Annotated in this window: 13 protein-coding genes and 1 pseudogene; 11 read left to right on the top strand and 3 right to left on the bottom strand. The window is 54.8% G+C overall.

All coding sequences use genetic code 11. From position 1 onward, the window contains the following. The first annotated feature begins 196 nt into the window (after positions 1–196). The 7 genes and pseudogenes from OEV49_09480 to rplS all read left to right on the top strand — a co-directional run bounded on the left by OEV49_09480 (position 197) and on the right by rplS (position 5,179). Positions 197–1,006: a PASTA domain-containing protein gene (locus OEV49_09480; GenBank protein MDH3891300.1), complete on the top strand. Its 810-nt coding sequence runs from the start codon at positions 197–199 to the stop codon at positions 1,004–1,006. Between the two features lie 331 nt (positions 1,007–1,337). Then, complete coding sequence (gene ffh / locus OEV49_09475; protein MDH3891299.1) at positions 1,338–2,672, top strand: signal recognition particle protein; 1,335 nt, start codon at positions 1,338–1,340, stop codon at positions 2,670–2,672. 17 nt (positions 2,673–2,689) lie between these two features. Continuing rightward, positions 2,690–3,142: a 30S ribosomal protein S16 gene (rpsP, locus tag OEV49_09470; GenBank protein ID MDH3891298.1), complete on the top strand. Its 453-nt coding sequence runs from the start codon at positions 2,690–2,692 to the stop codon at positions 3,140–3,142. Positions 3,143–3,242: 100 nt separating this feature from the next. Further along, the gene (locus OEV49_09465) at positions 3,243–3,473 is read left to right on the top strand and encodes a KH domain-containing protein (GenBank protein ID MDH3891297.1); all 231 of its coding nucleotides are present in this window, start codon (positions 3,243–3,245) and stop codon (positions 3,471–3,473) included. A gap of 3 nt (positions 3,474–3,476) precedes the next feature. After that, entirely contained in the window at positions 3,477–3,995 is a 519-nt protein-coding gene (gene rimM, locus OEV49_09460) for a ribosome maturation factor RimM (protein ID MDH3891296.1), read from the top strand. A 51-nt stretch (positions 3,996–4,046) separates the two neighbouring features. Then, positions 4,047–4,772, top strand: a complete 726-nt coding sequence (gene trmD / locus OEV49_09455) for a tRNA (guanosine(37)-N1)-methyltransferase TrmD (GenBank protein MDH3891295.1) — start codon at positions 4,047–4,049, stop codon at positions 4,770–4,772. Between the two features lie 71 nt (positions 4,773–4,843). Further along, positions 4,844–5,179, top strand: a pseudogene (gene rplS / locus OEV49_09450) (50S ribosomal protein L19). Positions 5,180–6,254: 1,075 nt separating this feature from the next. On the opposite strand, the gene OEV49_09445 reads toward rplS, so the two are convergent. Further along, entirely contained in the window at positions 6,255–6,839 is a 585-nt protein-coding gene (locus tag OEV49_09445; GenBank protein ID MDH3891294.1) for an RsmD family RNA methyltransferase, read from the bottom strand. Positions 6,840–7,162: 323 nt separating this feature from the next. On the opposite strand from OEV49_09445, the gene OEV49_09440 reads away from it, so the two are divergent. Next, entirely contained in the window at positions 7,163–7,819 is a 657-nt protein-coding gene (locus OEV49_09440; GenBank protein ID MDH3891293.1) for a ribonuclease HII, read from the top strand. Beyond that, on the top strand, positions 7,806–8,186 hold the full coding sequence (locus OEV49_09435; protein ID MDH3891292.1) for a YraN family protein: 381 nt from the start codon (positions 7,806–7,808) through the stop codon (positions 8,184–8,186). Before OEV49_09440 ends, OEV49_09435 begins: the two co-directional genes overlap by 14 nt. On the opposite strand, the gene OEV49_09430 is transcribed toward OEV49_09435, so the two are convergent. Next, positions 8,187–8,534 (bottom strand): hypothetical protein, encoded by a 348-nt coding sequence (locus tag OEV49_09430; GenBank protein MDH3891291.1) that lies wholly within the window; start codon positions 8,532–8,534, stop codon positions 8,187–8,189. A 78-nt stretch (positions 8,535–8,612) separates the two neighbouring features. Between OEV49_09430 and ispG the strand changes: the two genes are divergently transcribed. Together ispG and OEV49_09420 are read left to right on the top strand one after the other, a co-directional pair. Beyond that, positions 8,613–9,704, top strand: coding sequence for a flavodoxin-dependent (E)-4-hydroxy-3-methylbut-2-enyl-diphosphate synthase (gene ispG / locus OEV49_09425; GenBank protein ID MDH3891290.1), 1,092 nt, complete (start codon positions 8,613–8,615; stop codon positions 9,702–9,704). 154 nt (positions 9,705–9,858) lie between these two features. Beyond that, positions 9,859–10,815 carry an electron transfer flavoprotein subunit alpha/FixB family protein gene (locus OEV49_09420; GenBank protein MDH3891289.1) on the top strand — a complete coding sequence of 319 codons (957 nt, stop codon included), beginning with the start codon at positions 9,859–9,861 and terminating at the stop codon, positions 10,813–10,815. A gap of 379 nt (positions 10,816–11,194) precedes the next feature. On the opposite strand, the gene OEV49_09415 is transcribed toward OEV49_09420, so the two are convergent. After that, entirely contained in the window at positions 11,195–12,709 is a 1,515-nt protein-coding gene (locus tag OEV49_09415; GenBank protein MDH3891288.1) for a PKD domain-containing protein, read from the bottom strand. Between the last annotated feature and the right edge of the window lie 384 nt (positions 12,710–13,093).

Raw genomic sequence — 13,093 nt, 5'->3', positions numbered from 1 at the left:
TTTTCTTCGATATCAAGCTGAGAGTAGGGCAGGTCTCTCCACTCTTAGAGACCTGCCAGTATCGGCGTGTCCGAAGACGGACCCACCCTACAAGAATTGGATTCCGGCCTTCACCGGAATCCCCAAGCTGACGGGCCACCCACCCCCACGTTTTAATCTTGATTCCGATGCGCTGCCCCTATATAATCAATACACCATGGCACAGCTACACGCGACCAGACTCGACCGCTTGAAAAAACAACGCTCTGGCTTTCTGGCCAAGCAGTTGCCTTTCGGAACGCTCAAGCGCAAGATCGTTCTGTGGGTAGTTGCACCGCTTTTGGTATTGGCTCTTTTGTACGTCGTCATCGACGACATCGTCATGCCCAATATCACCCGCCATGGATCGGAGTTCACGCTGCCCGATTATGCCGATCAACGCCTGATCGAAGCACGAATCGAGCTGGACAATCTGAACCTCCGTTTCGAAATCTCATCCGAAGAGTTCTCGCCCGGGATTCCTCAGGGGGTGATCCTGAGCCAGTACCCGGTAGCCGGCACCAAAGTCAAAACCGGGCGGATCATCAAGTTTGTCATCTCCGCGGGACAGAAGATGGTGAGTATCCCCGACCTGTCCGGACTGTCGGTGCGCCAGGCTCTTTTGGATTTGGAAACAGCCGGTCTGGAATTGGGGGAGATCACCTGGGCCTTTTCCGATGACGTCGCGGAGAAATTCGTGGTACACACCTATCCGACAGCCGGCAGCGAAATCGCGCTGGGATCGCAGGTGACTTTGATGGTCAATCATGGTCGGAGAGCAGACTTTACCTTCGTACCCAGGGTGGCCGGATTGACATTGGATGAAGCACGAACGATTCTTGAGTCCAAGCAGTTGCGGATCGGGGTAGTCACCAGTCGATTTGCCGATGACCTCCTGCCGGAAACTGTTCTGGAACAGTCGGAGACAGCCGGCACCGAACTTGATATCAACACCGAGATCGACTTGGTGGTGAGTACGCTGGAGTAGAATGGACCCGGAACGCGACTTCTGGTCGGGCAGGTCTGTCGACGGTCGTGCCAACAAAGGCGGAACCGCGCCGCAGCGGGCCGGCGAAGACGAACCTATCCTACTCTTAACCTCTTGCAATAGAGACAAATAGGAGACCTTGGCGACAAGCCTCAGCCCCCCGTGCTCCCCCTATAAACTTCTTGCCTAAAGTCTCAGTTTTCATATATTAGGTGGCTCGATTCCACCCGGTTGGGACCTTTGGTGTGATTCTATAGATAAGCGGTCCTGCCGGAAGTGGTAAAGTACAGGCCGTAGTACGGCCTAAAACTGTTGTTGTAAGTCTGTTTGTATGTTTGAGTCGCTGTCTGACAAACTTGAAGTCGTTTTTAAGAAACTTCGCGGTGCAGGAAAACTGTCCGAGAAGAATATCAAAGACTCCATGCGCGAGGTCCGGCGGTCTCTTTTGGAGGCCGACGTCAACTATAAGGTCGCTCGCGATTTCATCAAAGCAGTCGAAGAAAAAGCGATAGGCTCAGAAGTCCTGAAATCTATCGACCCCGGTCAACAAGTCATCAAGATTGTCCACGACGAACTGGTGGGTCTGTTGGGCGGCAAGAATGAACCGATCGCACCGGTCGACAAATCACCCACCGTCTATATGGTTTGCGGGCTTCAGGGTTCGGGTAAAACCACCCTGGTGGCCAAGCTGGCGCTGGCCAATAAGCGTAAGAACAAAAAACCGCTGATGGTGGCAGCAGATATCTACCGGCCGGCCGCGGTACAGCAACTCAAAGTCCTGGCCGACCAAATCAATGTCGAGCACTTTCATCTTGAGGGCAAGAAGCCGCAGCATATCTGCCGCGAGGCCGTCAAGTATGCCGAGAAGAACTTCATCGATCTGGTCATTCTTGACACCGCCGGACGGTTGCATGTTGATGATGAACTGATGACTGAGTTGGAAGAGATCAAATCACAAGTCAATCCCGACGAATTGCTCCTGGTGGCCGACAGTATGACCGGACAAGACGCCGTCAAAGTGGCCGAGGAGTTCCATCGTCGTCTGGATATCACCGGCGTGGCTTTGTCCAAGCTCGACGGTGACGCTCGTGGTGGCGCTGCGCTTTCGATTCGCTCGGTCACCGGATGTCCCATCAAGCTGGCTTCGATAGGTGAGAAGGTCTCTGATCTCGAACCGTTCCATCCCGACCGAATGGCTTCGCGCATTCTCGGCATGGGGGATATTGTCTCACTGGTCGAGAAAGCGGAAGAGACTATCGATGTCGAAAAAGCCGAGAAGATGCAGAAGAAACTGCTCAAGGCCCAATTTGACTTCGAAGATTTTCTGGACCAGATGCAGCAGCTCAAGAAGATGGGACCGTTGGAATCAATAATGGGGATGATTCCCGGGGTCGGTAAGGCGCTCAAGAATGTCAAAGTAGACGAGGGCGCAATGGAACGAATGGTGGCGATTATCAAGTCGATGACCATCGAAGAGCGCCGCCACCCCAACGTTATTGACGGCTCACGGAAAAAACGAATCGCTTTAGGGTCCGGCAATTCGGTGCAGGCGGTCAATCAGTTGCTCAAGCAGTTTTTTGCCATGCAGAAGATGTTTCAAAATATGAATAAAAAGAAGTTCAAAGGTCTTCCCGATGGGCTGATGCCCGGAGCCTTTGGCAATTAGTAGAAACGGAGGATTTGTTGGCCGTTCATCTTAGACTTCGCAGAATGGGAGCCAAAAAAAGAGCTTTCTACCGCATCGTGGCAATCGACTCGCGGCGGGCCCGGGGTGGAAGCTACCTTGAAAACTTAGGCACCTATAATCCCATCACCAAACCGGCAGAGATCAGTGTCTCGGAGGAAGGACTGACCCGTTGGTTGGACCAGGGCGCCGTCCCCACCGATACCGTTAGATCGCTACTAACGCAAATCGGATACACTGTAAAGTACCAAAAAATCAAAAAGGGAGAGGATGTCTCGGAGATTTCCCTTAAGACAACCATTACGGAACGCCCCAAGAAGACGCGGAAGATGAAAAAGGCGGCCGTGGCAGCAAAGGCTGAAGCTGATGCAAAAGCGGAAGCTGCTGCCAAGTCGGCTGAAGAGCCGGCAGCCGAGGCGGAAGAAGCGTCCGAGCCGGACAAGGAGTCGTGAGCAAAGACGCCTGAGTCACTCGCCCTGGTTTGTCGGATGATTGCACATGGAAATGTTACAGTTCCTACATCGCAACCGGAAAGCAGAAAGGAACTTTGCCATGAAGGATTTCGTCGAAAACATCGTCACACATCTGGTTGATAATCCCGACCAGGTCAATGTGACTGAAATTGTCGGAAGCCGGACTACTGTGTACGAATTGCGTGTAGCACAGGGTGATTTGGGCAAGGTTATCGGTAAACAGGGCCAGACGGCAAAATCCATCCGAACCATACTGGCGGCAGCGGCGGCTCGACAAGGAAAGCGAGCGGTCCTGGAAATTCTCGAATAACCGGTGGGATCGGATGAACTCGTCATCGTCGGCAAACTGGGCCGACCGAGAGGGGTGCAAGGCGAAATGTACATTACGCCACTCACCGACTTTCCCGAAAGGTTCAACGGCATGGAAGAGATCCACGTCAGGTCGAGAGACGGTTGGGAAAAAATGAAAATCGTTTCCGCCGGTTTGATCGGCCAGAGACCGGTCATCAGATTCGAAGTCGTCGGATCGCCGGAAGAAGCAGCCCGAATGACCAACCGCGAGTTGGCCATACCGAAGGATGAGTTGGTGACTTTGCCGGAAGGCGAGTACTTTGTTTTTGAGTTGATAGGATGCGATGTGTTTGAACAAACCAGCGGCCAACAGATCGGAGAACTGATTGATGTCGAAAAGTATCCGGCCAACGATGTTTACATTGTGCAGGCAGCCGATGACAAACAGTTGCAGGTGCCGGCGGTTGGTGAGTTTGTTAAGGAAATCGATGTGATCGCCAAGCGCATTTTGATCGACACATCCGGTCTGGCGGATTATTGACCGCCGACGAATTGATGAGGACTCGACCGATCAGGTGTCGGGTTCACGACGATGAAGTTTGAGATTGTAACGCTATTCCCGGACTACTTCGCACAGCCCCTTAGGCAGTCGTTGTTGGGAAAGGCGATTGATAATAAGCTCTTTGAAATCGAAATCATTAACCTTCGCGCTTTCGCCGAAGATCGTCATCACACCGTCGACGATCGACCGTTCGGCGGCGGCGGCGGCATGGTGCTGATGATCGAACCGATTGATCGATGCTTACAGAAGCTGGGTTACCCGAGACGTTCGGACGGACCTATCGATAACGGGTCACGAATCGTCCTTACCTCGGCGGCCGGCGAGACTTTCGGGCAGCCGAAGGCGATCGAGTATTCGCTTGGTGAGCGGCTGACGATCATCTGTGGCCACTATCTCGGTGTTGACGACAGGTTGATCCAGCTGTACGACATCGATGAAGTATCGCTGGGTGACTTTATTCTATCGGGCGGCGAACCGGTAGCCATGTCGTTGATCGATGCCATCGCACGCTTGATTCCGGGCGTCATGGGGAACTTCGAATCGGCTATGGACGATTCACACATGGAAGGATTGCTGGGCGCGCCCTGTTACACGCGACCGGCCGAGTATGAAGGTTTGGCGGTGCCTGAGGTGCTGTTGTCCGGCGACCACAAGGCAATCGAGCAGTTCAGGCAACGCCAGGCGATTGAAAAAAGTAAAGAAGTCAGGCCGGATTTGTTAAAGGCCGGCGACCAGGATGAAGAAGAAGACGAGTGAATCTTCGGTGACATAAACCGGAGACATGACGATAAGAAAAGAAGAGATGGGTTGATAGAAAGGATACCCGGATGAAACGTATAGCCCAAATTGAAAAAAAACACACTCGGGATGACCACCCCGAATTCAAAACAGGCGACACCGTGCGTGTGCATGTTCGAATTAAAGAAGGTGACAAAGAGAGAATTCAGGTTTTCCAGGGTGATGTCATAAGTCGCCGAGGTTCAGGTACCGGTGCCTCGTTCACGGTGCGCAAAGTGTCCTCAGGGATCGGTGTCGAGCGTGTTTTCCCGCTGCAATCGCCCAACCTGGCCAAGATTGAGCACCTCCGTTCGGGCGTGGTCCGTCGCAAGAAGCTCTACTATCTGCGTGAGCTGACCGGTAAGTCGGCCCGTATTAAAGAGCAGATTGTCGGCGCCTCGAAGAAAGGCAAGACCGGGACCAAGGCACAGGCCAAAGCGGCGGCCGCCAAGGCTGCTGCTGCTTCAGACGAGGGAGCCGCTACGGAGTAACATCCTGTTCGTCAGTTTGAAAATCAAGCGCCTCTGTTATTATACAGAGGCGCTTTTTTTGTTGGAGGTTGCTTTACGCATACGCAGATCACGTCATTGCGAGGAGGCTCCGCCTTTGGCGGAGACGACGCGGCAATCTCAAACCTCTTCCGGGTGCTGTCAGGCGACCCCGCCTGACGGCTCGGGTCGGTGGCCCGGACTTCAGTCCGGGTTTCATGGCAGATGTGGACATCTGCTGTGCACTTAGCGCTTTTTTTGTTAGGGGCTTCTTAAACTGTTCGCAGTTACCGTCATTGCGAGGAGTCCCCCGCTGCCAGCGGGGGACGACGCGGCAATCTCAAGTTCCTCGCGTAGCGGTGGGGCTTGTCTCCGCCGAGGAAGAACCCAACACGTTGCGCTGGGTCCTTTCCGCCCGGGCGGATGAGACCCTGCGCCTTGTTTCTGTGGGCGGCAGACGCCTTCGTCTGCCCCGACTGTCATTCCTGCGAAGGCAGGAAACCACCTTCTCTTGTAGGTCGAAAACCCTGGCCCGAAGGGCATAAATGCCATTTATGGCCGCCGCAGGCGGGTTTCGACATCAAGCTTCCAACCTGTCATACACAGAGGAACCCACCTGTCGCTTCGCTTTAGGTGGGGTACAAAACGAGAACCACGCGAAGCGCGTGATGTCGAAACCGCAGGGGTTTCGACCTACGGTTGAAGACCTTCTTCAAAGTCCCCTCTTGAGAGGGGATTCAGGGGTGTGTTATTCTACGGCTTAAGTTATTTACAAGCTTGCCAACAAAGGCGGGTTCACGCCGCGGCGCGCAGGCGAAGACGGACCCGCACTACGAAGATTGAAGAAAGAAACACGGACGAACGTCCGGGCCACTGCAGGTCAGACGCGGCGCACGAGGACGTACACCGCGCACGTTAAGAGTGAGATTGCCGCGCTCGTCCGCGAAACACGGACTCGCTCGCAATGACGGAGCTAGGGCTGCAGCCGCAACACTGTAAACGTTGTGTTGCCGTACTTGCGCTGCTGCTCAATCGTGAAGTCGAGAAAGTCAATGTCGCGCGTCTCCAATGTATCATGCTGACATAAAAGCAAACCTGAGGGTGCTACTATCGGATGCGCTTTCAAACACTCAAGTGTCCGGTCAACCATACCCTGATACTGAGGCGGTGCGATCATCACGATGTCGAACAGCCGTCCGAAACTTTCGAGCTTAGGTATGGCCTCGAACACGTCCTCCTCGCGGCACTGCAATCGGTCGGCCACGTCATACTTATCAGCCCAACGCATGATCGCCTCGACCATCTTGGTTTCACTCTCCACGCCCAGCGCCGAGGTGACACCGCGAGACACGGCCTCAAATAGATACGATCCGGTGCCGCTGAACAGATCGAGATAACTCGCACCCGGTAAATACGGTTTCAAGAAATCAAAGATGGACTTACGCAACCTACTCAAAGGCGGCCGGGTATGCCCAAGGTTGGGCGCGTTGATGCGACGGCCTTTCAACTCTCCGGCGATGATCGTAAACTCAAATCTGTCGTTGCTTCTCTTTTTCATTTTCTCACTAAACCAGTTGGTCAGGCCGGACGCTTCTCCTCCTGACAACTACAAGATTATTCCGACGATCCCACAGCAAGCTGTGGGCCACCTCGGCAATCTCATACCTCGACTCCGCTCGGCATGACAGATTGACTCCGCTTGGTATGACCGCTGTACAACCAAGCGAGATTGCCACGGTGTCCGCCGCTGCCAACACCTCACAATGACGAACCGGTCGTCTCGCATCACACAGTGTAATAAAACGGCTTGACCGCCGATAACAAATATAGAAATATTTAATTGATCACGAGCCTGAAATTGACCAACATTAGGTTATGCAGATGAAGATCGCATTTGATGATTTGCACGGCAACTTCGATTTCACTCAGATGGAATCGATGCTGGTCGGAAAGGGATACGAGTCCATTTGTGGTGTCGATGAAGTTGGACGCGGCCCGTTGGCCGGCCCGGTGGTGGCGGCGGCGGTAATCATACCGTGCGGAGATGCCGTCGCTGGGATTGACGACTCCAAAAGACTCTCGGCTCATCGCCGTGATGAACTCTTCGACCAGATTGTCGAGCGCGGTTGGCCCTGTGCGGTGGGAGTGATCGACAGCGAGAGCATCGACAGTATCAATATCCTTCAAGCTTCGCTCATGGCCATGCGCAAAGCGATCATGGATATCAATCCAACGCCCGATTTCGTGCTGGTCGACGGCAAGTTCGACATACCGAACATTCCGCAGCCGCAGTGCGCCATCATCGGCGGGGATCGGCGATGTCGGGCGATAGCCGCCGCCTCGATTGTGGCCAAGGTCACACGTGATCGGATCATGGATCGATACCAGGTGCTGTATCCATCGTTTTCATTTGCCCAGCACAAGGGTTATCCAACCCCTGTGCATCTTAACGAACTCAAACAACACGGTCCCTCCGAGATTCACCGTCGCACTTTCAAACCGGTGGCCGATTTGGTCAGCGAATATGTCCTCTTCTGACAAAGGCGGTTCCTCCGGCCGACCGGATCCGGCTTGGCGAGGTTTTGAAAAACTAGCCGCGCGTTTTTTCGAACAACAAGGGTACGAAGTACTGGCCCGCAATTGGCGGGCCGGCAGGCTGGAGATCGATCTAATTGTAAAGCGCGAAGATCTGATTGTGTTTGTCGAAGTCAAATCGGCAGCATCGAAACGATTCGGCCACCCGGCTGAACGTATCGATGCCAAGAAGACGATAAATCTCACCCGCGCGGCGCAGCAGTTTATCACCGAACAAGAAGTGACGGGCTGCGACCTGCGTTTTGACGTCGTGACCTTTATCGATGGTCAATTAGAGCACTTCCCAAACGCCTTCGAGGCGCAGGAGTGATCAATCGCCGGTGCTGTCGCTGGCCGGTTCCGTGAGTGAGTCGACAAAGGTTTTTACCAGTCGCACGTAGGGTGTGTAAAACTCAGGTCGTTTTTTGTGCTCTTGCAGATAGCTGTTGAGTTCGTCCAAACTGAACCCGGACGCCTGGCAAAGGGAATCTCGCACCCTGAGAAAACCTGAGTTGTCGTTGCGATAGACAGCCGTGGCCAACCACACTTGAGCCGTCACCAGGGCGTACTTGCGTGCCAACCGTTCGTTCTCGACCATCCGGTTTTCGGTGTACTCGGTATATGAAAACCACGCGGCGCCGATCAGCACGAGCGGCAGAATTCGTTTCAACCAGATCATTTTCGTTCAACTTCCTGTTGCCAAGCTGCGTAGAACCTCCTAAACTAAAGCACTCTGTGCAGTCGGTCAAGTATGGATATGGACAACACACTTTCTACAAAACGACGAAAAAGTCGCACCGTAAAAGTCGGCGAAGTTTTGATCGGCGGCGGCTTTCCGATATCGATTCAATCGATGACCACCAGCGACACTCGCGATGTAGGCGCTACCGTGGCCCAGGCCAACCAGCTCTTTGAGGCCGGTTGTGAGATCGTGCGGCTCTCAGTGCTGAACAAACAGGCGGCAGCCTGTCTGCCTGAGATTCGCAAACAGATAGATCGACCTCTGGTGGCCGATATTCATTTTAACTACAAGCTGGCCCTGGCCGCAATCGAAGCCGGCCTTGACAAGATACGCATCAACCCCGGCAACATCGGCGACACCTGGAAAGTACGCGAGGTTACGAAGGCGGCCAAAGACTCAGGCGTTCCCATTCGTATCGGCGTCAACTCAGGTTCTCTGCCTGAAGACTTGCTCAAGCAGTATGGTCATGACGACCCGCGCGCATTTGTCAACGCGGCGTTGCGCGAGGCGGCGGTGCTCGAGGAGATGGAGTTTCAAGATATCGTCATCTCGGTCAAATCCTCGAGTGCGGCCAAGTCGTTTCAAGCTTACTCTGCGCTGGCTGAGCGGTGTGACTATCCGCTTCACATCGGCATCACCGAAGCCGGGACGCTTGAGAGCGGCACCATCAAATCGTCGGTCGGGCTGGGGGCGCTCTTGCTCCAGGGGATCGGCGATACCATGCGCGTATCGTTGACAGCCGACCCGGTGAATGAGGTCCGCGTGGCCAAGCAGATTCTGAAATCGTGCGAGTTGAAAGCTGATGGAATAGAAGTCATTTCATGCCCCACCTGCGGTCGGTGTCAGATCGACCTGATCCCGCTGGCCGAATCGATCGAGGCGAAAACGAGGCATATCAAGACGCCCTTGAAAGTTGCAGTCATGGGTTGTGCCGTCAATGGACCCGGTGAGGCGCGTGCGGCCGATGTCGGAATTTCCGGCGGGTCGGGACGAGGGCAGCTTATCAAGAAGGGCGAGGTGGTCTCGAGTTTTGCCGAGTCCGAGCTTGAAAGCAGGCTGCTCAACGAAATTGAAGCTATGACCGGGGAGAAAATCGAGCACCCATAAATGGGTTCTACGCTTCGCATCACGCGACAATCTCAAGCAGTGATTGAGGAATAACGCGCGTAGCGCAAAAAAGCCGGCTTGACCGGCCGGTTCCAGCCGTGTATATTGCCCGCCAAGTGACCGTGGATGACAACGACAGACTGAAGGTAGACCGATGAAAATACTGACAATCGCACTTCAAAAAGAGGGCCAACCAATACCGGCCTCATACGAATTGATCGAAGCCGCCAAATCGCTCGGTGGCGATATTATGACCGCCTTTCTTTCCGACAGCGACAATGGTGCGGCCGACCTGGCCACCCGCGGCGGCGGCCAGGTGCTTACGGTGACGCATGAAAGTTTGAAACTGTTCAATGACGAAGTCTACTGCAAAGTGCTCAAGGCATTGATCGAAAAACATACACCCGACGTGATACTGGGTCCGGCCTCGTTCTACGGAAAATCGTTGATGGGCCGTTTGGCCGCCGTGTGCGGTGGCGCGATGGTCTCAGATGCCACCGGCCTGGCTATGGACGGCGACAAGTTGACGGCCACCCGACCAAGTTATGGCGGTTCGGTGATATCGCAGGTGGTTGCTACAGGCGGCGCGTTTTTTGCCACCGTGCGCGGCAAGATGTATGCTGAGGCCAAAGATGGCGCCGGTGAAGTTGTGGCTGAAACTGTCGACGCTGCCGCCTTTGAAGCTAAAATGACCGTGACCGAGCGCAAGGTCGAGTCGGCCGGCGCTGTGAACCTGACCGAAGCCGACATTATTGTGGCCGGAGGACGTGGCATGAAAGGACCGGAAAACCTGCCGCTGGTAGCCGACCTGGCCGCCGCCATGGGAGGTGCCGTAGGCGCCTCACGGGCCATTGTCGATGCCGGTTGGGCACCCTATTCGCAGCAGGTTGGCCAGACGGGTAAGACCGTGAATCCGAAACTTTACGTCGCCGTTGGCATCTCCGGAGCCATCCAGCATTTGGTGGGGATGCGTTCTTCGCAGACAATCGTGGCTATCAACCGTGACAAGGACGCGCCCATCTTCAACGTTGCCAACTATGGCATCGTGGGGGACGCAATGGAGATCGTGCCGGCCCTGACCGCCAAATTCAAGGCTGAGCTGGGGAATTAGCAATACCGCGCGGGCGATCCACGAACAGTCTACACAAGCTCACCCTGAGTATCCCATAACCTCACCCTGAGTATCCCACATCCTCACCCTGAGCGGAGTCGAAGGGTGTTCCATCATACGAAGTTCATACTTCGACTTCACTCAGCATGAAGTGGATCGGACTAGGCGTGTGAGTGAGATAATATTTGACGGCGTGGTGTACGTCCTCGTGCGCCACGGATGGATTCCCGCCTGCGCGGGAATGACAAAAGAGCGCGGGGATGACAAAAGAGCGCGGGGATGACAGAAGCGCGCGGGAATGACAATGGGGCGCGGGAATGACAAGTGTGGGGTTGGGTGGCCGCCTCAAACCTGGTTGGGGCGAAACAGAACGCAAACGTCATCGGTTGGCCGATGGGTCTCGGTGTCGGCGAAATGCTCCCCCGGTGTCCATCGTATCAATGACAATAGTCTGCTCAATGGTATCTGATTGGCAGCAGTTGCCGACTACCAGGGTAGTGGTGTATGTTCCGCTATCGGCATACTGATGAGTGACCACCTGTCCGAGGGCGGATTGACCATCACCGAAAGTCCAGTTCCATCCCAGCATATTCCCCGGCGTGGTGTCGGTAAAAGTGAACACCACCGAGGTATCCCCCTGAATACCTGCCGCCGTGTCGGCATCCGGTCCCACAATGAAACCGGCCAGGTCGGATTCGTATGGCCACGAAACGCAGACATAATCAACGACCGTATTTATCAGGGCCTCGTTGCCGTCTTCGTAGCATGAGCCGTAGGTCGCAATAGTCACCGAATACACACCGGCATTGGTATAAGCATGATTCACTTTGAACGGCAGTGGATCGTTGGGATTACTTCGTTTTCCGTCGCCAAACACCCAAATAAGACTGTCGTAGGCCGAGGTATCAGCATGGGCCGGAATGGTCGCTTCGAACGGGACATAGAAGAGCCAGTTATCATCCAGACAACCCTCGGTCTGGCCAAGGGCCACAATCGTAACTTCCGGGGGTCCCCAGACTTTTATGAGATCAACTTCAGTGGTGTCGTCGGCCCCGCCTTCGCTCCATACGCTTAAACTGACTGTGTATATTCCGGCAGTGTCGAACACCCACTCGAAGAACTCCTGGTTGGAGCTATCTTCTCCGATTTGCCAATAGGCGCTATCCTTGGCAGCGCCCCTGTAATCTGAAGTGTCGGCGAACAAGACCGTACAAGGAGCGCAGCCCTCGAGCTTATTGGCGGCGATTAATGCCACCGGGCATGCATCGATGGTTATCAGACTGTCGTAGCCGACAACCTTGGTGCCGCAACCACCGGTAACGGTCAGGGTGCATGCGAAACTACCGACCGAATCATAGATGTGGGTCGGGTTGGAGTCGCCGACTGCATTGCTGCCGTCGCCGAAGTTCCAACTGTAGCTGGTAATACCACCATAGTCGATGGGCGTGAAAGTGATCTCCTGACCGGGACAACCTGTGGCGGCGTCAACAGAGAAACTGTCGGCAGTCGTCCCCACTATGATAAACCGGTTCTTAATCTCTATGTCGGCGCCCGGCTCCTCATCGACGGTGGAATCCAGTATTGTCAGCGAAACAGTGTAAGTCCCGGCGGTGGTGTAGATGTGGACCGGGTTGGTGTCCAGCGATGAATCACCATCACCGAATTTCCAAAGCCAACTCTGACGCGGCCCGATCGACTTATCGACAAAACCGACCGTCAACGGCGTACAACCGGAATCGACGCTCAAAGAGTCGATCCCAAACTCGGCCGTCGGGTGCCCGGCGATTTCAAAGTTGTTGACTTCGGTAACCAGAGTATCGCAGCCCGGCAGATACAGACCCCCCAGGCAGATTGTCAGTGCCAACAGCGGCAGGAGCTTACGCAAGCTTATCAAGTAGATTTCCCTTCCATAATGTTCTTCTGTCTATATACACTCCAGTGAGCCGCTGTGTCAATTTATTTGTGCCTGCGGGCCGGCAGGCAAGCCTGTCCTTTTCGCTATGTGCGCTCCCCCTGACATCCTGAGCGCAGTCAAAGGGTGATAAATCACCTTCTCGCGCCACGCGCGTCCCCTCTGTCATTCCCGCGCCACGCGCGTCCCCCCTGTCATTCCCGCGCCACGCGCGCCCCCCCTGTCATTCCCGCGTAGGCGGGAATCTATCTCCCTTTACAGCGAGCATCCACCAATCTCCCCTAAGATTTCTGGCAACCTCACCCTGAGCGCCCCCCCTAACCCTGAGCCCCCCCCACCTCACCCTCGCCGGCGTCGAAGGGTGAA

The organism is Candidatus Zixiibacteriota bacterium (assembly GCA_029860345.1).
GTDB lineage: Bacteria > Zixibacteria > MSB-5A5 > GN15 > FEB-12 > JAJRTA01.
Note: the sequence above shows the minus strand (reverse complement) of the source record. Positions and strands in the feature narration are given on the sequence as shown.